This is a genomic window from Phenylobacterium aquaticum (assembly GCF_022695515.1).
GTDB lineage: Bacteria > Pseudomonadota > Alphaproteobacteria > Caulobacterales > Caulobacteraceae > Phenylobacterium > Phenylobacterium aquaticum.
In genome coordinates this window covers 28,270-47,644 of the sequence record NZ_JALDPT010000016.1, presented here as the reverse complement: position 1 = coordinate 47,644, position 19,375 = coordinate 28,270, and the positions used below count along the sequence as shown (strand labels likewise).

Below are 19,375 nucleotides of genomic sequence, written 5' to 3'. Positions count from 1 at the left end.
AACTCTGGGGCGCGCCCCGTCAGACCGCTCGACCGCGCACCATGTGCGAGATCAGGCTGACGACGAACAGCACCAGGAAGACGAAGAACAGGATCTTGGCGACGCCGATGGCGGCGCCGGCGATGCCGGTGAAGCCCAGCAGACCGGCGATGAGGGCGACCACCAGGAAGGTCAGGGCCCAACTCAGCATGACGATTCTCCTCGATTATCGAACCTAGACTGAACGCGCGCTGGGGGCGGCCGTTCCGGGGTCGCTCGCCCCCTGCAGCGGAAAGCGCCAGGCCGTTCCGGCGCCCGTCGCCGCGGCGTACTGGGCCTCAGCGAAACTCCAGTTCGGCAGGGCGTCGAACCAGGCGCCGAGGAAGCCCTTCCGGTCGTTCTTGTGGTCCAGATAATAGGCGTGCTCCCACAGGTCGCAGACCAGGAGCGGCGTCAGGCCGGCCTCGACGATCAGGGGCGCGCCGTCATGGGTGGCGACCACCTTCAGCTGTGCGCCCTCGGCGGCCAGCCAGACCCAGCCCGAGCCGAAGTGACCCGCGCCCGCCTCGACCAGGGCGGTCTTCAGCCCCGCCAGGTCGCCGAAGGCCTTGGCGACGGCCTGGGCGAGATCGCCCTCCGGCGTCTGGCGGCGGGGCGACAGGGCCTCCCAGAAGAAGGCGTGGTTCCAGGCCTGGCCGGCGTTGTTGAACAGCTTGGCCTGGGCGGGGTCGCCCTGGGCCTGGGCGATCAGGCCCTCGAGGCTGTCGGGCGCCATGCCGCGCTCGGCGACCAGGGCGTTCAGGGTGTCGATATAGGTCTTGTGATGCTTGTCGTGATGCAGATGCATCGTCTCGCGCGAGATCACGGGCTCAAGCGCGGCGTGGTCGAAGGGCAGGTCGGGAAGCTGGAACATGACGGGTTTCCGATAGGAAGGCGCAAAGCGCGCGCCCCTCGGAAACCCGGCAGGGTCGGATTGGTTCGACTATTTCTTCGGCGTGGCGTTCCGCCCGGCCATGAAGGCGCTGACGATGGCCGCCGTGACCTTGGGGTTCTTGAAGGCCACCGCTCCGGCCGCCAGCACCGCGCTGGCCGCGACGAGCGGTTTGTCCCGGGCCAGCTCGATCAGGCGCGAGACCAGGTCCTTCTCTTCGGCCACGGGCTTCTTGAAGCGCGGCGGATTGGCGGCCAGGGCCGCGATCAGTCCGCCCAGGCCGATCATGGCCGCGGCGAGCGCGCAGACGGCTGCGGCCGCCCAGGCCGGGCCGATCATCGGGCGCAGGGCCGCATAGACGGCGAAGGCCGCCGCCACAACGCCCACCGCCGACGCCGCCGAGAGGGCGGCGACGGCGCAGGCGATCTGGATCGCCTTCTTCAGGATCAACGGTCGCGGCCGCTGGCCAGCAGAAGGCCGACGAGCAGGCCGACGCCGAGCGCCGCGCCGGCCGCCAGCAGCGGCTTCTCGCGGATCTTCTCGACGGTGTAGCGCTGGGCTTCGTCCAGGTGCTGGCCGGCGCCGTCGGCATAGGTGCGCGACTGGGCGCGGATCTGCTCGACGCCCTCGCTCACGACCTTTTCGAAGCGCTTGGCGGCTTCCGCGAAGCTCTTCTCGGTCTGGGCGGCGAGATGGCTGGCGGCTTCGGCGACCGATTGGGCCGCGGCCTTGGCGTCGGCGGCGGCCTTGTCAGCGGTGGCGGTCATGAGAAATCTCCAATGGCGTGGGACCGCAAGGCGACCTTGCGGGCGGTGGGGGAGCACTGCCTCAACATCTTTACAATAGGCTGGTTCCCAAATCGTGGCAAAGCTGGCGGGGAGCCCTGGGAATAATATCCTGGCCTCAACCATGAGTTACTATCGCGTCGGCTCGAACAAAGTTTTATGCTCCCGAACATGCCAAGCGCGGCCGTGGACCATAGTCTGGAAGCCAAGCGCCTCGAACTCGCACTCAACGCCGCCCGGCTCGGGGAGTTCGAGTGGGACATGGAGCGCGACCTTCTCATCACCAGCGCGCGCATGTCGGCGATCACCGGCGTGCCGGCCGGAAGCGTGCCCGCGGCGGGCGGCGAGACCCTCTACAGCTACATCCACCCCGACGACCGCGCCGCGATCCAGGCGACCGTCGAGAAGGGCCTGCGCGCCGAGGGCCGCTACGAGGTGGAATACCGGCTGGCCCCCGGCCCCGGCCGCCCGACGATCTGGCTGAAGTCCAGCGGGGACCTGGTTCGCGACGACGCCGGCAAGCCGCGCGCCGTCTGCGGCGTGGTCCAGGACATCACCGAACGCAAGACCGAGGAAGACCAGCGCCAGACCCTGATGGCCGAGCTGGACCACCGGGTGAAGAACGTGCTGGCCGCGGTCCAGACGCTGGCCCAGCAGACCGCCCGGCGCACGACCTCGCTCGAAAGCTTCCTCACCACCTTCGCCGGCCGGCTGAAGTCCATGGCCTCGGCCAATGAGCTGCTGACGGCCGCCCGCTGGCGCGGCGCCGCCATCGCCCACCTGGCCGCCGCCGAGCTGGGCGGCATCGCGCCGGGCCAGACCCGCTGGGACGGGCCGGAACTGTTCCTCACGCCCAGGGCCGCCAACGCCCTGTCGCTGGCCCTGCACGAGCTGGCCACCAATGCGCTGAAGTTCGGCGCCCTCTCCACCGAGCATGGTCGGGTCTATCTGCGCTGGGTGCGGCGCTCGGAGAACGGCTTCGAGCTGACCTGGACCGAGACCGGCGGCCCGACCGTCCAGGCGCCCAAGCACCTCGGCTTCGGCTCCACCCTGCTGGAGCAGGTGACCGGCCGCGAGCTGAACGGCGAGGTGAAGATCGAATACCCCGCCTCCGGCGTCCGGGTCCGCCTGTCGGCCGGCGACCAGGCGGTGGTCGAGCGCCCGGATACGGTGCCCAGCGCGCCGGCCGCGCGCGCCGCCGTCCTGCCCCCCGTCGACGCCGAGGACGCCGATTTGCGCGGCGCCCGCGTGCTGATCGTCGAGGACGCCGTCCTGCTGGCCATGGAGCTGGAGACCGGCCTGTCCGAGGCCGGCGCGGTGGTGATCGGCCCGGCCTATGAGCTGGAGGAGGCGATCGCCCTGCTGGACCAGCCGATCGACGCCGCCGTGCTGGACGCCAATCTCAACGGCCGCTCGGTGATGCCCGTGGCCGAGGTGCTGGCCGCCCGCGGCGTGCCCTTCGTCTTCGCCACCGGCTATGGCGACACCGGCGGCGCCCCCGGCGGCTTCGACGCGCCCATCATCCGCAAGCCTTATGACGTGACCCAGGTCGCCGCCGCGGTGGCGAGCCTGCTGCGGGCTCGGTAGGCGCCTCTAAGGCGTCCGCCAGACCCAGCCGACCCAACCGTCCGTCGCGGTGAAATCCAGGTCGCTCGCCCGAACAAGACCGATCCGCGCCATGACCGCCTGCGACCGGAGGTTATCCGGCGCGGTGTAGCTGAACACCCCGGCCCGGCCATGGGCGGACCGGGCGTCGTCGAGCACCGCGCGCGCGCCTTCCGACGCATAGCCGAAGCCCCAGGCGGCGCGGCGAAGTCGCCAGCCGATTTCAACGCCCTCGCCCAGCACATGCCCTGCCGGGATCGGGAGCAGACCCACATAGCCCAGGAACTCGCCGTCGCGATCGGTCATGGCGAACCGCGAAAAGCCCCGGGCGTCGAACACCTGGCGATAGCGCGCGAGCTTCGCGTCGCTTTCGGCGCGCGTCAGCGGGCGATGCGCGTCCCACATCACCTCGGGGTCCGCGTGCAGGGCGGCGAAGGCCGGCGCATCGTCGTCGGTCCACGGACGCAGCCTCAGCCGAGCGGTCTCGATCATCGGCGCCTCCCGTCCCGGGGCGGGCCCCTAGGCCTTTCCGTTCAGGAAATCGATCATGGCCGGGGTCGCGTTGCGGTCCTGGATCATGAACATGTGGCCGCCCTTGAAGAACCGCAGGGTCGAGCCGGGAATCTGAATCGCGAGATTGAGCTGGGCCTGGGGCTGGGCGATGCCGTCGAACCGGCCCGCGGCGATCAGGGTAGGGGTCTTGACCCGGGGCAGGCGGTCCCAGACGTCGTGGTGCGACCGGGCCTCCAGCTGGCGGCGCGCGCCCTCGACGCGGCCAGGTTCGCCGGCGAAGGGATCGGTCGCGGTCATGGCGATGATCTGGGCGAACAGCTCGGCGTTGGCCGCCTGCCAGGCGGCGTCCTGCCGGGTGTCGGAGATCGGCGCCAGGTGTCGGGCGCGGGCCTCGCCCTGCAGGTGATCGATCTCGTGGAACGGGAAGGAGGCGCCGCCCGCCCCGCCCGGCGAGGTGCAGGCCAGCACCAGACGGCGCACCCGCTGCGGATGACGCAGGACGAATTCCTGGGCGACCATGCCGCCGAACGAGACCCCCACCACATGGGCCGTCTCCCAGCCGATCGCGTCCATCAGGGCCGCGGCGTCGTCGGCGTAGTCGGCCATGCTGTAGGTCTGGTCGGGCTTGTCCGACTGGCCCAGACCGCGCTGGTCATAGGCGAGCACGTCGAAGGCCCGGGCCAGGGGGCCGTCGAACACATTGGGCTTGTTGCGCAGGTCTCCGCCCGTGCCGGAGATGAACAGCAGCGGCTCTCCCGCCCCGGCGCGCTCATAGTAGAGATTGAGGCTGGGCGTGGCGGCGAAGGGCATGGACCGGTCTCCGGCGAAGGGAGGGCGGATGATGGGCGGGACTCGCGCCCCGGCCAAGCCCATTCGGGATCAAGGGTGCGGCCCAGGCGGCCGCCCCGGGACAAATAGGACGTGCGCGCAGAGGATTGAATGGCCCCGCTTGCGCACGCCTGGGGCGAATAATAGGACTTCATTAGGGCCTCGCATGGTGGTTTGAGCGGGCGTGTCTGGTGAGTCTCATGTCCCTTGAACCGTCGTCCGATGTCTTCGCCGCAGCGACCGTCTTCGAAGATCCCACCCCCCTCGGCTATCTGAACGCCGACGCCCGGGACGGGACCGCGTCCAACGGCAAGATCAGCTACACCATCGACCATGCGGCCAATAACCTGGTCGGCGGCGCACCGGGGTGGTCCTACGCCCTGGGCGTCGGCTTCACGGTCACCTACGCGTTCCGGGCCACCGAACCGACGACCATGCCGTCCGACACCGGCGGCTTCACCCGCTTCTCCACCGCCCAGATCGACCAGGCGGAAAAGGCCCTGCTCGCCTGGTCCGATGTCGCGAACATCCGCTTCATGCGCGTGGGCACGGGCGATGTCGGGGACGCCGCCTATTCGGACCAGGCCTCGATCCTGTTCGGCAATTATTCGACCGGGGAATCCGGCTCGGCAGCCTTCGCCTATATGCCGGGCTCGACGAGCTTCACCTCATCCTCCGGCGACGTCTGGGTGAACAATACGCTCAGCTACAACGCCGCGCCGACCAGCAACAATTACGGCGGCATGGTCCTGGTCCACGAGATCGGCCACACCATCGGCCTCGACCACCCGAGCAAATACGACGCCAGCTCGGACGCCAACGCCACGATCACCTACTCCGCCGACGCCAGCTATTATGAGGACGATCGGCAGTACACGGTGATGAGCTATTTCAACGAGTCCAACACCGGCGCCAATTACGCGGGCGGCTACGCCTCCGTGCCCCTGCTGGACGACATCGCCGCGGCCCAGCTGGAATACGGGGCCAATATGGCCACCCGTACGGGGGACACGGTCTACGGTTTCCATTCCACCGCCGACCGCAGCTGGTTCGACGCCAGCAACGGGCGCCTGATCTTCGCGGTCTGGGACGCGGGCGGCAACGACACCTTCGACTTCTCGGGCTACGCCTCCAACCAGCTCATCGACCTGCGCCAGGGCTTCTTCTCCAATGTCGGGGGCCTGATCGGCAATGTGGCGATCGCCCAGGGCGCCGACATCGAGAACGCCATCGGCGGCTCCGGCGCGGACACCATCAGCGGCAACAGCCTCGACAATGTGCTGCAGGGCGGCGGCGGGGCGGATTCCATCGCCGGCGGCGCCGGGGCCGACACCATCAGCGACACCTCGGGCTCCAACTATCTGCGCGGCGAGGATGGCAACGATTCCATCTCCGGCGGCTCGGGCTTCGACGACATCAACGGCAACGCCGGCAATGACACGGCCCACGGCAACCTCGGCGACGACTGGGTGGTGGGCGGCAAGGACAATGACGTCCTCTATGGCGACGCCGGAAACGACATCGTCTACGGCAACCTCGGCGACGACACGATCAGTGGCGGGGACGGCAATGACTGGGTGCGCGGCGGCCAGGGCAATGACAGCGTCTCCGGCGGGGCCGGCAACGACCTGATCTATGGCGACCGGGGCAATGACACGATCAGCGGCGGGGCCGGCGCGGACACCTTCCGCTCCTTCTCGGGCGCAGGCATTGATCGGGTGATCGATTTCTCCCTGGCCGAGGGCGACCACGTCCAGCTCGATCCGGGCACGGCCTACACCCTGTCCCAGGTCGGCGCGGACACCGTCATCGACATGGGCAATGGCGACCAGATGATCCTGGTCGGGGTGACGCTCTCGACCCTGCCCAATGGCTGGATCGGCGTCGGCTAGGCGATTACGCCCTTGGTCCGCAGGGCGGCCAGGCGCGCGGCGTCGGCGCCGGGCAGCGCGCCCAGCACTTCGTCCGTATGCTGGCCGAGCGTGGGGCCCGGCCAGCGCACCTTGCCGGGCGTTTCGGACAGCTTCGGGAAGGCGTTCTGCATCTTGATGCGGCCGAACACCGGATGGTCCGTCTCGATGATCGCCTCGCGGGCCTGATACTGCGGGTCCTCCAGCATGTCTGGGGCGCGGAACACCCGGCCGCAGGGAATGCCCTTGGCCTCCAGCAGGGCCAGGAGGTCGGGCAGGGCGAAGGTCCGGGTCCAGGCCGCGACAATGCCGTCCAGTTCGGCCTGGTTGGTCCCGCGCGAGGCGTGGTCGACAAAGCGCGGGTCCTTGGCCAGCTCGGCCTGGCCCATCACCTCGGCCAGGCGGGCGAAGACATTGTCGCCATTGCCGCCGATCAGGATCATGTCCTCCCCCTGGCAGGGATAGACGTTCGACGGCGCGATGCCGGGCAGGATCGAGCCCGAGCGCTCGCGCACATAGCCGGTCAGGTCATATTCGGTGACCAGGTTCTCCATCACCGACAGCACGCTCTCATAGAGGGCCGCGTCGATCACCTGGCCGCGGCCGGTGCGTTCCCGGGCGTGCAGGGCCATGGTGATCCCCATGAAGGCGTGCATGGCCGTCAGGCTGTCGCCGATCGAAATGCCGGCCCGGGCCGGCGGCCGGTCGGGTTCGCCGGTCACGTGCCGCAAGCCGCCCATGGCCTCGCCGATCAGGCCGTAGCCGGCGCGCTGGGCATAGGGGCCGGTCTGACCGAAGCCGGAGATGCGCGCCATGATCAGCCGCGGATTGCGCGCCGACAGGGCCGCATAGTCCATGCCCCACTTCTCCATGGCGCCGGGGCGGAAGTTCTCGATCAGGATGTCGGCGCCGGCGATCAGCTCGCCCGCCAGCTCCCGGCCCTCGGGCGTGCGCAGGTCCAGGCAGACCGACTTCTTGTTCCGCCCGATCACCGGCCACCAGGGCGAAAGTCCCTTGGGCAGGCTGCGGCCCCACTGGCGCATGGGGTCGCCCGACTTCGGATCCTCGATCTTGACCACGTCGGCGCCGAAATCGCCGAGGATCTGGCCGCAGAACGGCCCGGCGATGAGGGTGCCCATCTCGACGACCTTGAGGTCGGACAGCGGGCCAGGCGCAGCGTCGGTCATTGCAGAAGCTCCGGAACAGATCACGGGGGCGTGAGTTTCTAGATCAAGGCTTCCGTGTGGAGCCGCCTGACCCTCCGTCTGTCAACCTATTGGAGCTATCCATGACTCGTACCCTGCTTATCGCGGGCGCGGCGATCTGCGCCCTCACGCTCGGCGCCTGCAGCAAGGCCCCCGAGACCAAGGGCGCCGCCACCCCCAATGAACAGGCGGCCACCCCGGACGCCAATCCGGCCGCGACCGTGCCCACCCCCGCCAACGAATCCACCGCCCCGGTGTTCGTCGAAAAGGCCGGCCAGAGCGACATGTTCGAGATCGAGGCCGCCAAGATCGCTGAGACCCGCGCGACCAATCCGCAGGTCAAGGCCTTCGCCAAGGAGATGATCACCGCCCACACCGCCACCAGCGCGGCGCTCGGCAAGGCGATCACCGAGTCCGGCCAGGCCCTGACCCCGCCCGCGGCCCTGAACGACGACATGGCCGGCAAGATCAAGGACCTGAACAAGGCCGACGCCAAGGACTTCGACAAGACCTACATGGACGGTCAGGTCGACGCCCACCAGTCGGCCCTGAACCTCCTGCAACGCTACGCCGAGGACGGCGACGTCCCGGCCATCAAGGCCTTCGCGGCCGCCACGGCGCCCAAGGTCCAGAAGCATCTGGACATGGCCAAGACCCTGAAAGACGGCGTGAAGTAAGGCCTTCCGCGCCCCGGTCCCCCCGGCGCCGCGCGCGCCGGCGGGGGCAGGGGTTCACAAGGCCCGAAGGCGGGCGTAAGGGCGGAACATGACCTCCTTCGTGATCGCGCCGCCCGCGCCCGCCACCGTTCCCGTCGAGGGCGAGACCGCCCTGTTCCCGGTCCGCCGGGTCCTGTGCGTGGGGCGCAACTACGCCGCCCACCGCCGCGAGATGGGCGGCGACGACCGCGATCCGCCGTTCTTCTTCTCCAAGCCCGCCGACGCCCTGGTCCCGCCGGGCGGCGACGTCCCCTATCCGTCCGCCACCGGCAACCTGCACCACGAGATCGAGCTGGTGATCGCGCTGAAGAGCGGCGGCGCCGGCATCTCGGTCGAGACCGCCCTGGACCACGTCTACGGCTATGCGGTCGGGGTCGACCTCACCCGCCGCGACCTGCAGAACGCCGCCAAGGACAAGGGCCAGCCCTGGGAGGCCTCCAAGGCCTTCGACGCCTCGGCCCCCATCTCGGCGATCCGCAAGTGGTCGGGTCCCGCGCCCCAGGGCCGCATCTCGATCTCGGTCAATGGCCAGGTGAAGCAGGACGCCGTGGTCGCTGACATGATCTGGAACGTCGCCGAGATCATCGCCGAGGCCTCCAAGCTCTGGACGCTGGCGCCCGGCGACCTGATCTATACCGGCACGCCGGAAGGCGTCGGTCCGCTGAAGGCCGGCGACAAGGTCACCGGCGAGATCGAAGGCGTCGGCCAGCTCGCCTTCGCGGTGGTCTGAGCATGACCCTCACCCTCTACAGCGCCTGGCGGGCCACGGCCCCCTACCGGGTGCGCATCGGCCTGGCCCTCAAGGGCGTGGCCTATGACTATGTCCCCGTCGACCTGGTCGCCGGCCAGCAGCATCAGGCCGCCTATCGCGCCGTCAACCCCCAGCGCCTGACCCCGGCCCTGGTCCTGGAGGACGGCGAGGTCCTGACCCAGAGCCTGGCGATCCTGGAATGGCTGGACGAGACCTATCCCGATCCCGCCCTGCTGCCCGCCGCCCCCCTGGCCCGCGCCCGCGTCCGCGCCATGGCCGATGTGGTGGCCTGCGACATCCACCCGCTCAACAACACCCGGGTCGGCCGGGCGCTAGAGGCGATGGACGTCAGCCCAGTGCGGCGGTCCAAATGGACCGAGCGCTGGATCGTCGACGGCTTCAATACGCTGGAGCCGATGATCGCCAAGCACGGCAAGGGCTTCTCCTATGGCGACACGCCCACCCTCGCCGACTGCACCCTGATCCCGCAGGTCTATTCCGCCCGCCGGTTCGAGGTCGACCTCGCCCCCTATCCGGCGATCCGGGCGGTGGCCGAGGCGGCGGCCGAGCATCCGGCCTTCCAGGCCGCCCACCCCGATCGGCAGCCGGACGCCAAGCCGGTCTAGGCGGGGCGCGCCAGCCGACGCCTCAGGCCCACATCCCCGGCGTTCAGCCCCCAGGCCAGGACCAGCAGGGCGGCCAGTACGGCTAGGGCGGCGCCGGTGCCCACCGCCCCGCGATCCAGATGGGTCCGGGCGTCCAGGGTCCGGCTGACCCCGTTCATGATCGGGACATGGGTCACATAGACGGCGTAGGAGGCGGCGCCCGCGGCCTCGAACAGCGGCAAGCTGCGCGGGCCGGGTTCTGCGGCCGCGCCCAGCCAAAGCAGGGCCGGCAGCATCATTGTCACCGCCAGCATGTCGAAGGCCGGGCGCAGCGCCGGGCCAGGCGCGCAGACCAGGATCAGGGCCAGGCCCAGCACCGGAAACCAGGGCGAAATCCTGGGGGCTGCGGGCGCGGCCCGCCAGATCAGCAGGCCCAGGAAGAACGAGAACATCACCCGGGCGGGCGCGGTCGGGGCGCCGTCCAGGGTGAAGCCGAAATCCAGTGACCCGTAGGTGAGCGCCGACGCCGCCAGGCCGATAGCGCTCAGGACCACGATCGCCGTCAGGACTTCGCGGCTGAGCCATCGCCAGACCAGGACCATCAGCGCGTTGGCGATCAGTTCGAAGAACAGCGACCAGGCGGCGATGTTCAGCGGATAGAGCAATCCGTCGCGACTTGGCCAGGGCAGCATCAGGGCGGCGGGCAGGATCGGCGTCAGATCTCCGGCGGGCGCCTGGCCCAGGGCGACGCGGATCCCCAGGGGCAGGGCGGCGATCGCCAGACCCAGCGCATAGAGCGGCCAAAGCCGCGCCAGCCGTTTGGTCATGAAGGCCCGGAACGACAACCCTTCGTCCAGCTTTCGGGAATAGGCCTCGGCCAGGACGAAGCCGCTGAGCGCGAAGAACAGGTCCACCGCCAGATAGGCGCTCACCGGTCGCCAGATGCCGGGGAAGAAGTGGTGCAGGTGGAACATGACCACGGCGGCGGCGGCCAGCCCGCGCAGACCGTCCAGGGTCTGGAACTTGCGCTGGGGCATGGGGTCCGTCTCCGCCCGACCAAAGCGGCCGCTCAGGCGTTTCAGACGCCGGGACCTCAAGGACGGAGATCATGGCCGGTGTTCATTCACGAGAGATTAGCGGCCGGATCCCCCGCGGCCGCGCCATGCCCCTACGGTGACTTTCGCGACCCTTCCGCCCGGTGCTATAGGCCCCCGGCGATCGGCGGACGGATCCTTCGCCGCCCCCTCCCCCAACAGCAGCCGGACATCAAACGTGCTTGAGGACCTGAAGGCCAACAACCGCCGCTGGGCGGCCGCCAAGCTCTCCGTGGACCCCGGCTTCTTCAAGCGCCTGGAGGGCCAGCAGACCCCGGAATATCTGTGGATCGGCTGCTCCGACAGCCGGGTGCCGGCCAATGAGATCGTCGACCTCGATCCGGGCGAGCTGTTCGTCCACCGCAATGTCGCCAATCTCGCCCCGCCCCAGGACGCCAACTATCTGTCGGTCCTGCAGTTCGCCATCGACGTCCTGAAGGTGAAGCACGTCATGGTCGTCGGCCACTATGGCTGCGGGGGCGTCGCCGCCGCTGTGGACGGTCAGCGCCGCGGCCTGGTCGACCACTGGCTGCACCCGATCCGCGAGGTCTATGCCGACCACCGCTGCGAGCTGGAGGCGATCGAGGACGGCCGCCCCCGCATGGACCGGCTGTGCGAGCTGAACGTGATCCGCCAGGTGCGCAATGTCGCCTCCGACGTCTTCGTCCAGGACGCCTGGGCGCGCGGCCAGGAGGTCAATGTCCATGGCTGGGTCTATTCCATCGCCAACGGCCTGGTCACCGACCTCAACGTCACCGTCTCGGGCCAGGCGGCCCTGGACCAGCTGCACGACTAGCGCTCCGCCCCCATGAAATGGGGGAGGGGGACCGCCGAAGGCGGTGGAGGGGGCGGGACCGGGCTCGGCGCCTGAACTCGCCCCTTCCACCACCCTGCGGGCGGTCCCCCTTCCCCGCTTCGCGGGGCAGGATTGTCACCCGCCCTTGACCCGCACCCGGGCCTTGGCGCGGCGGCCTTCGCCATCGACGACCATCAGCCGATAGAAGCCGGGCCCCCGCGGCCGCCAGACCACCCGTCCCGAGACCGCGTCCCGGTCCAGGGGCTCGCCGTCGGCGTACCAGCTCAGGTTCTCGCCGCCCGCCGCCAGCACCAGGCCGCGCGATTTCGGCCCATAGCTTTCCACCTGCACGGTCGAGCCATCCGGCGGGAAGATCAGGCGCGGGCCCTCGGTGGCCTGGTCCAGCCGGGCGAGCGCCTGGGGCGCTGCCTTGGGCGCGATGGGCCGCGGGGCGGCGGCCGGGGCGTCCAGCAGGTCGGCGACGTCGAACAGCAGGGGCAGGGCGGAATCCCGTCCCGTCAGCCCGCCGCGCGCCCCGCCGTCGGCGCGGCCGGTCCAGACCAGGATCACATAGCGCCCGACCACGCCGGCCGCCACGGCGTCGCGGAAGCCGTAGGAGGTGCCGGTCTTGAAGGCCATCAGCGGCCGGCCCTTGGTGAGCGCCGCCGCCGTCACCCCGGCCGGCGGCGGGGTTTCGCGCAGGATGTCCAGCACCTGGGTCGCGGCCTCGCTGCGCATCAGGCGCGCGCCGCCCTGGTGCGGCCGCTTGGCGGCCTCGGCTTCCGTCCAGGCGAGCGGCTTGACCACGCCGCCGTCGCCCAGGCCGGCATAAAGGGTGGCGAGGTCGCGCAGGGAGATGCCGATCCCGCCCAGGGCGATCGCCAGGCCCGGCGCGGTCAGCCCCTTCTTGGGGCGCACCAGGGTCACGTCCACCGCCGCCATCCGCGCCTCGAAGCTGGCGGGCCCGACCTTGTCCAGCAGCTCCACGGCCGGGACGTTCAGGGAGTGGGACAGGGCCTCCCGCGCCGTGACCTTGCCGTGGAAGATCCGGTCGAAATTCTCCGGCTGATAGTCGGCGAAGCGGCGCGGGGAATCCTCCAGCTCGGTGTCGGGGGCGGCGACGCCGTCGTCGAAGGCGAAGCCGTAGATGAAGGGCTTCAGGCTGGATCCCGGCGAGCGGATCGCCCGGGTCATGTCGATCCAGCCGCCCGGCCGGTCCAGGCCGCCGGAGCCGACGGCGGCGCGCACGGCCCGCGAGCCGATCTCGATCACCAGGATCGCAGCGGTGTTCTCCGGGCCTTGGCTGCGGGCTGCCGTCGCCGCCAGCGGCTCCAGTCGGGTCTGCAGGCCCGCGTCGATCGTCGAGATCACCGAGGCCTGGGAGGCCGGCGCCGCGCGCGCCAGCTCCCCCGCCGCATGCCAGGCGAGCGAGGGAAAGGGCGCGCGGGGCGGCAGGAGTTCGCTCTCGGCCTCGGAGGCCTCGACCTCGGTCAGGCGGTGCGCGCGGATCAGCTTGGTCAGGACGGCCAGCCTGGCGGCGCGGGCGGCCTCGGGGCGCTTGTCCGGCCGGCGAACCTCGGGCGACTGGGGCAGGGCGATCAGCAGGGCCTGCTCGCCGTCGGTCAGGGTCTCGGGCTCATGGCCGAAATAGGAGAGGCTGGCGGCCCGCACCCCCTCCAGATTGCTGCCATAGGGGGCGAGCGTCAGGTAGAGGGCCAGGATCTCGCGCTTCGACAGTCGCGCCTCGATCTGCACGGCGCGGACCATCTCGATGAGCTTCGACCCGATCGTCCGGGGCCGCGGCTCCAGCAGGCGGGCCGTCTGCATGGTGAGCGTCGAGGCGCCCGAGGTCGGATGACCATGGATGATCGCCGAGCCCACCGCCCGGACCAGGGAGAAGGGATCGACCCCGGTATGGATCCAGAACCGGGCGTCCTCGACGGCGACCAGGCGCTTCAGGAAGATCGGGTCGGTGCGGCTGAGGTCGGCGCGGATCCGCCAGCGCCCGTCCTCCACCGGCAGGGCGCGCAGCCACACCCCCTTGCGGTCCAGGGCGACCGGCGAGGACCGCAAGGCCCGGCTCATGTCCGGCGGAAACGCCGCGTCGATCGCGAACACCGCCGTCTCGACCCCCATCAGGGCGATGAGCGCCAGGGTGATCCGCCGCACCTTCTCCTTCTCCCCTTGCGGGAGAAGGTGGCCCCGCGCAGCGTGGTCGGATGAGGGGTCTCTCGGACCCTTGCGGAACACACCACGCAGCCGCGCGGACAACGGAGCGAGACCCATCATCCGTCGGCTACGCCGCCACCTTCTCCCGCAGGGGGAGAAGGCTCACTGACGTCCGTCATCACGGCCCCGGCGAGATCGTCGTGCGGCCGACGGCCGTGCGGGCGTTCAGCGCCGGGCGGTACATGTCGCGGGCCTGGGCGCCGGGGAGCAGGAACTCCCCGGGCGTCACGGCGCGGGCCACATAGGCGAAGGCGAAGTTCGCCTTGCCCGCCAGGTTCATGGTCGCGACATAGCGGTCGTCGCGGGCCTCCTGGACGCTGGCGGTCGACAGCTGGCCCAGGAACTTGAACGGTCCGTTCTGGGCGTCGTCAGGGCCCAGCACCGTCTCGATTTCGAAGCCCGCGGGCAGGGGATCGTCCACCACCAGCTGCATGGTCCGGGCCTGGCTGGAGCGGCCGGTGACCAGCACGATCACCCGGTCGCCCTGGTGAAGCGCCGCGGCGTCCACCGCCCCGCCGGTGAACCCGACCAGGCGCTTGGACAGCGTCACCCCGTTCTGCATCGCCCCGGGCGCGCCACCGGCGCCCCGGTCACGGTGACCATCCGCCAGATCGGCGCCCCGTTATTGACGAAGCGCGCCTCCGACAGCTTGCCCACCGCCCAGCGCTGGGCGCCGCCGGCGGCGGTCAGCGGGATGGCCCCCGTCGCGCCGATCTTCACCGGACCGGTGGCCTGCAGCATGTAGTGGGCGGCCTCCAGCAGGCGGGCCTGCTCCTGGGTGTTGAGCGCGTCGGGATCCTTGACCGCGTTCTCCAGCCGGCCTTGCAGGCCCCTGGCGAGGTCGGTCTCGCCCGCCTCATAGGCGAGCGCGATCACGGCGGCCAGGTCGCGCAGCGGGCTCTGGTACCAGTCGCTCTCCTCGCGATAGCCCAGGGACCCGATCGCCTGGCGCAGGGCCGAGCGCGCCCGGGCGTGGTCGCCCATCAGGGCCAGACCCGCGCCCACCTGGGCCTTGGCCAAAGGCGAGGCTTCCGACTTCATCTGCACGTCATGCCACCAGCGCAGGCGGGCGAGGTCGCCCTTGCCGCCCTTGGCCAGCACGTACAGCGCGTAGGCGGATGCGCGCGACCGCATGGTCGCCGTCGCCTTCTTGGAGGCCTCCGGGGACCCGGCCCACCAGTCGGGATAGTCCAGCCGGTAGGAGACCGAGGCCCAGCCGTCGGGCCGCGAGATCTGCCGCATGGCCGACAGGGCCCGGTCGATGGCTTCCTGCGGCACCGGAGCGCCCATGTTGCGCGCCTCGATCAGGAAGTCGGTGGCGTAAGCCCCCAGCCAGGCGTCCGCCTCGCCGTCGCCCACCCGCCACAGGCCGAAGGCCCCGTCGAGGGTCTGGCGGTCCAGCAGCTTGCCGACCGCCTGGGCCAGCGCCGCGGACGACCGCTTCACCTTCGGATCGCCGCCGACCTCCAGGGCGTAGAGCAGGGGATAGGCGGCCGAGACCGTCTGTTCCGTGCAGCCATAGGGATAGTGCGACAGGGCGCTGGCGATCGGCGCCGGGTCGAAGCCGCGGAACGGCGAGTAGGAGACCTGCAGGGTCACATCGCCCGCCGCCAGGCCCGCCAGCAGATCCGGGGTCGGCGTGAAGGCCTCGCCCTGCTTCTGCAGCGTCATGGTGGTCCGGGTGATCTGGCCCCAGCCCAGCCGCGTCTGCAGCGGATAGTCCTTGGCGGTTACGAAGCCGGGGCCCGAGACCTTGAAGCCCACCTTGCCGATCCCCGCCACGCGCGGTGCGTTGAACGGAATCCGCTCGGCGATCCTCTGGCCGAGCGCCAGCTGGAACGCCTTCTTGAACGGGGCGAGGATGCCGCCGTCGGAGGACAGCTCGGCGATGTACTGGCCGACCTTGCCCTCCAGATTATGCAGCTCCAGCGTCGCAAAGGCCTTGTCCCCCGGCGCCAGGAAGCGGGGCAGGGAGAGGTCGGCGATCACCGGCTCGCGCACGGTCATCGGCTTGGAGGCCGAGCCCACGGCGGTGTCGGTCCAGGCCACGGCCATCAGCCGCAGTTCGCCGTTGAACTCGGCGGCGGGCAGCTTGATCACCGTCTTGCCGTCGAGCCCGGTCTCCACCACGCCGGACCACAGGGCGACCGTCTTGATCGGGGTCACGGTCAGGCCTTCGCCGCCGATCTCGTCGCCGCCGAAGTTCACATTGGCCGGCGCGCCCAGGTTCGGGTCGAGCAGGCGGCCATAGTCGTCGCGATAGTCCAGCGTCAGGGCCTTCTTGCCGAAGTACCACTGCACCGGATCGGGGCTCTTGAACTTGGTCAGCTGCAGGATGCCCTCGTCGACCGCCGCGAGCGTCACCCGCGCCCGGCCGCCGAACCCGGCGCCCTTGATGGTCACCGGCACCTCGATCATGGCCTTGGAATCGAGCTTCGGCGGGGTGTCGATGGACACCGCCAGCTTCCGGTCCTTGGGATCCAGCGGCACATAGACCAGACCCAGGGCGCGGCGCGGCTTGGGCGAGGCGACCGGGTCGCGCGGCTGCACCACGCTCACCAGCACATAGGCCCCGCCGCCCCAGGCGCCGTTGGTCTTCAGCCGCACGGTGGTCCCGCCGGGACCGACCGAGACGGTCTTCAGGTCGATCAGCCGGTCGGTGGCGACCGCCACCTGGGCCTCGCCCGCATAGGGCGGCTTGAGCGTGATCTCGACCGTGTCGCCCTGGGCATAGGTGCGGGCCCCGGCGCTGACGCGCACGAAGTCGGGCGCCTCCACGTCCTTGGCCGGCGCCCCCCAGCCGGAGGCGAAGCGGGTGACGGTCTTGGCGCCGTTGGGGCCGAAGACCTCCAGGCGATAGTCGCCCCAGCCCAGCTTGCGGGCGATGCGGGCCGGCGCGGCGGCTGCGATGTTCAGCGACCCCTTCTGCACCACCACGTCGCGGCTGGTGCGGCGCCACTGCCAGCGCCCGTCCTGCTGGAACCAGTCATAGTCCCAGTTCTCGGCGATCAGGCTGTAATTGACCCCGCCGGTGGCGATCCTCTGCCCCGCCGCATTGGCGGCGATGATGTTCAGCGCGATGACCGGGTCGCCGTTTCCGGCGGCGTCGCCCTGGTCGACCTTCACCCCCAGATAGACCGGCTTGGTGCGGACCTTCAGGTCGAGGCCCTCGCGGACCGGACGGCCGCCGGGCTCGAACACCGAGGCGGTGAACACCGCGGCCAGTGGCTGGGCGGTGTCGCCCGCCTCGTCGGCCTTCACGGTCACCACCGCGCGGCCCTCGCCGTCGGTGACGGTCTGGCCGAGGTCGAGATATTTCTCCTCGAAGGGCGAGACCTGGTCGCCCCAGCTATAGCCCTCGAACTGCGGGAAGGGATCGGGGTCGGCCTTCAGCCGGGCCTCGCCCTGGGTCTGCAGGCCGGCGCCGGCGGCGCCATAGAGGAAGCGGGCGTTGATCTCGACCGCGCGGGCCTCGCCGGCCGACAGCGGGCGGCCCTCCTGGCCGGTGGCGGTGACCGCCAGCCGCTGGGGCGCGAAGTCCTCGACCGAGAACGACAGCTCGCCGGCGGCCTTCTCCAGGCCGTCGATCTCCACCTTCGCCGACCACTTGCCGCGCGGCGCGCTCTTGGGCAGCACCACGTCGGCGCCGACCGAACCCTGCGGCGCGCTGTCGAAGGGATAGCGCTTGAACTCCACGCCGGAGGGACGGCGCACCACGATGGCGCCCTTGCGGTCCTTCACCGCCTTGACCTCGCGGTCGCGGAGCAGGGCGTTCAGGTGCACGGTCTCGCCGGGCCGATAGATGCCCCGGTCGCCATAGACATAGGCGTCGACTACCCCGGCCGAGGCCCGGCCCGTGGTCGAGGCGTCGCCGCCGTCGGCGGTGCGGCCGCCGATGCCCTGCTTGCTGAGATCGACCGGCGCGCGGTCGAGGTCCAGCACGGCCAGGTCGCCCTGGGCGCCATAGGCCATCACCATCTTGGCGTCGGCCGACCCTTCGCCCTCCAGCAGGGCGTGGTCGAAGCGCACATGGCCGTTGGCGTCGGCCTTGGCGGCGGCCAGGTCCTCGCCGTTGCGGGCGACCAGCGTCACCTTCACGCCGGGCAGGATGCGGGCGGTCTTCAGGGAGCGGACCACCACGTCCAGGCTGTCGGAGCCGTCATAGGCCGACAGGGCCATGTCGGTGAACATCACCCAGCGCCGGGCCTGGGCCGGCGGGCTGGAGTCATAGCCCGGGTCGTCCGGCTTGGCGGCGCGGCCGCCGGAGGCGTCGCGGGCCTTGATGACATAGCCGCCGGGCTTCATGTCCTTCAGCACGGCGCCCAGCGGGAAGACGGTGGTGGTGCGGGCGCCGTCGCCCTCGGCCTTCACCTCGACCTCGCCCTTCCAGATCACCCGGCCCTCGTCGTCGGGGCTGTCGGAGCCGTAGTCGTCGGCGTAGTCGCCCTCGCCGGTGGGATCGGGGGCGCTGATCGACTTGCGCACCAGATTGCGGTCGACCACCCGCCAGACCTCGACATAGAGGCGGCTGACATTGACGGTCTCGATGCCGATGCCGTCGGAATCCTCGCGGGGCAGGATCACGCCCTCGCCGGCGAAGCCGACATAGGGCGGCTTCTCGCCGAAGGTGAAATCGACGTCGGCATTGGCCGCCAGCGTCTCGCCGCCCTTGGCCGGCAGGCCCTTCAGCAGGGTCACCCGGCGATCATTGAAACCGACGCCCGAGACGCAGAGTTCCGAGCCCTTCGCCGAGACGGCGGGGCTGTGGCCTAGATCGGGGGAGACCAGCACATAGTCGGCATAGGACTTGGCCGGATCCAGCGGCCGGGTCAGCTCGACGCAGGCCATGGGCTCGGACCGCGAGGTGTCGATCCGCGAGCGCCAGACCGCGAAGCCTTCCGGCTTGGGCACGCCGCGCCGCGGGGCGTCGGCGGAGCGGGGCTTGCCGAACAGCGACCAGCCCTCGGCGCCGGGCTCCAGGTGGGCGGCGGCGGGACCCTTCGGCGTGGTCAGGGCGTCGAACCCCTTGGCGGCCAGGAGGCCGCCGCCGAAGGCCGCGATGATCACCGCCCCGGCGGCGAGGCCGGGAACCTGGCTGCGACGGGCGCGATCATACCACTGCCGGGCCGTGAGCAGCGCGCCGTTCAGGTGCGCGCGCGGTCCGCGCGGGCCGGATCCGCCCGCCCTGAGGTTCTTGCGCGCCATCGTTCGGCGTCTCGTCGCTCGGCGCCATGGGGCCCCTCCCGGCTGACAGTCTGTCGCAGGCGGATGGGACGCGAAAGCGCGGGCGGGGTCAATCTAGCGCGCGTGAAACCGGTGGCCGGGCCGCGATGATCCCGGTGTCTCAGCCCCCGCGAGCGCCGGCTTTGTGGCGCCGCCACAGGACGCAACCGCTTGACAGCGTCCGGCGTTGGAGTCGTCATAGTGT

At 70.6% G+C, this 19,375-nt stretch carries 17 protein-coding genes; 6 read left to right on the top strand and 11 right to left on the bottom strand.

What is annotated here, in order from left to right; translation table 11 throughout:
• Positions 1-19: 19 nt before the first annotated feature.
• The 4 genes from MQH10_RS13245 to MQH10_RS13230 all read right to left on the bottom strand — a co-directional run bounded on the left by MQH10_RS13245 (position 20) and on the right by MQH10_RS13230 (position 1,677).
• Complete coding sequence (locus MQH10_RS13245) at positions 20-190, bottom strand: DUF1328 domain-containing protein (RefSeq protein WP_242564504.1); 171 nt, start codon at positions 188-190, stop codon at positions 20-22.
• A gap of 24 nt (positions 191-214) precedes the next feature.
• Entirely contained in the window at positions 215-892 is a 678-nt protein-coding gene (locus MQH10_RS13240; protein WP_242564503.1) for a superoxide dismutase, read from the bottom strand.
• Positions 893-961: 69 nt separating this feature from the next.
• On the bottom strand, positions 962-1,360 hold the full coding sequence (locus MQH10_RS13235; RefSeq protein ID WP_242564502.1) for a hypothetical protein: 399 nt from the start codon (positions 1,358-1,360) through the stop codon (positions 962-964).
• Positions 1,357-1,677, bottom strand: coding sequence for a glycine zipper domain-containing protein (locus tag MQH10_RS13230; protein WP_242564501.1), 321 nt, complete (start codon positions 1,675-1,677; stop codon positions 1,357-1,359). The genes MQH10_RS13235 and MQH10_RS13230 overlap by 4 nt, the downstream gene beginning before the upstream one ends.
• Before the next feature lie 204 nt (positions 1,678-1,881).
• Here MQH10_RS13230 and MQH10_RS13225 point away from each other — a divergent pair, with 204 nt between their 5' ends.
• Positions 1,882-3,282, top strand: a complete 1,401-nt coding sequence (locus tag MQH10_RS13225) for an HWE histidine kinase domain-containing protein (RefSeq protein ID WP_242564500.1) — start codon at positions 1,882-1,884, stop codon at positions 3,280-3,282.
• A gap of 6 nt (positions 3,283-3,288) precedes the next feature.
• Here MQH10_RS13225 and MQH10_RS13220 read toward each other — a convergent pair whose 3' ends face one another.
• Together MQH10_RS13220 and MQH10_RS13215 are read right to left on the bottom strand one after the other, a co-directional pair.
• Positions 3,289-3,792 carry a GNAT family N-acetyltransferase gene (locus MQH10_RS13220; protein WP_242564499.1) on the bottom strand — a complete coding sequence of 168 codons (504 nt, stop codon included), beginning with the start codon at positions 3,790-3,792 and terminating at the stop codon, positions 3,289-3,291.
• 27 nt (positions 3,793-3,819) lie between these two features.
• Complete coding sequence (locus tag MQH10_RS13215; RefSeq protein WP_242564498.1) at positions 3,820-4,623, bottom strand: alpha/beta fold hydrolase; 804 nt, start codon at positions 4,621-4,623, stop codon at positions 3,820-3,822.
• A gap of 218 nt (positions 4,624-4,841) precedes the next feature.
• Here MQH10_RS13215 and MQH10_RS26425 point away from each other — a divergent pair, with 218 nt between their 5' ends.
• Positions 4,842-6,533, top strand: a complete 1,692-nt coding sequence (locus tag MQH10_RS26425) for a M10 family metallopeptidase C-terminal domain-containing protein (RefSeq protein ID WP_272886909.1) — start codon at positions 4,842-4,844, stop codon at positions 6,531-6,533.
• Here the strand turns inward: MQH10_RS26425 and MQH10_RS13200 are convergent.
• Positions 6,530-7,738 carry a CaiB/BaiF CoA transferase family protein gene (locus MQH10_RS13200; protein WP_242564497.1) on the bottom strand — a complete coding sequence of 403 codons (1,209 nt, stop codon included), beginning with the start codon at positions 7,736-7,738 and terminating at the stop codon, positions 6,530-6,532. The genes MQH10_RS26425 and MQH10_RS13200 overlap by 4 nt on opposite strands.
• A gap of 101 nt (positions 7,739-7,839) precedes the next feature.
• Here MQH10_RS13200 and MQH10_RS13195 point away from each other — a divergent pair, with 101 nt between their 5' ends.
• From MQH10_RS13195 to maiA, 3 genes are all read left to right on the top strand, one after another.
• Positions 7,840-8,433 (top strand): DUF4142 domain-containing protein, encoded by a 594-nt coding sequence (locus tag MQH10_RS13195; protein WP_242564496.1) that lies wholly within the window; start codon positions 7,840-7,842, stop codon positions 8,431-8,433.
• Positions 8,434-8,521: 88 nt separating this feature from the next.
• Positions 8,522-9,202: a fumarylacetoacetate hydrolase family protein gene (locus MQH10_RS13190; protein WP_242564495.1), complete on the top strand. Its 681-nt coding sequence runs from the start codon at positions 8,522-8,524 to the stop codon at positions 9,200-9,202.
• A gap of 2 nt (positions 9,203-9,204) precedes the next feature.
• Positions 9,205-9,849, top strand: a complete 645-nt coding sequence (maiA, locus tag MQH10_RS13185) for a maleylacetoacetate isomerase (protein ID WP_242564494.1) — start codon at positions 9,205-9,207, stop codon at positions 9,847-9,849.
• Here the strand turns inward: maiA and MQH10_RS13180 are convergent.
• Complete coding sequence (locus tag MQH10_RS13180) at positions 9,846-10,865, bottom strand: acyltransferase family protein (protein ID WP_242564493.1); 1,020 nt, start codon at positions 10,863-10,865, stop codon at positions 9,846-9,848. The genes maiA and MQH10_RS13180 overlap by 4 nt on opposite strands.
• 235 nt (positions 10,866-11,100) lie before the next feature.
• On the opposite strand from MQH10_RS13180, the gene MQH10_RS13175 reads away from it, so the two are divergent.
• Entirely contained in the window at positions 11,101-11,718 is a 618-nt protein-coding gene (locus tag MQH10_RS13175; RefSeq protein WP_242564492.1) for a carbonic anhydrase, read from the top strand.
• Between the two features lie 135 nt (positions 11,719-11,853).
• Here MQH10_RS13175 and pbpC read toward each other — a convergent pair whose 3' ends face one another.
• The 3 genes from pbpC to MQH10_RS13165 form a co-directional block, all read right to left on the bottom strand.
• Positions 11,854-13,854, bottom strand: a complete 2,001-nt coding sequence (gene pbpC, locus MQH10_RS13170) for a penicillin-binding protein 1C (RefSeq protein WP_242564584.1) — start codon at positions 13,852-13,854, stop codon at positions 11,854-11,856.
• Between the two features lie 211 nt (positions 13,855-14,065).
• The gene (locus MQH10_RS26850; protein ID WP_336605100.1) at positions 14,066-14,497 is read right to left on the bottom strand and encodes an alpha-2-macroglobulin family protein; all 432 of its coding nucleotides are present in this window, start codon (positions 14,495-14,497) and stop codon (positions 14,066-14,068) included.
• Complete coding sequence (locus MQH10_RS13165; protein ID WP_336605099.1) at positions 14,494-19,152, bottom strand: alpha-2-macroglobulin family protein; 4,659 nt, start codon at positions 19,150-19,152, stop codon at positions 14,494-14,496. Before MQH10_RS13165 ends, MQH10_RS26850 begins: the two co-directional genes overlap by 4 nt.
• Positions 19,153-19,375 lie beyond the last annotated feature (223 nt).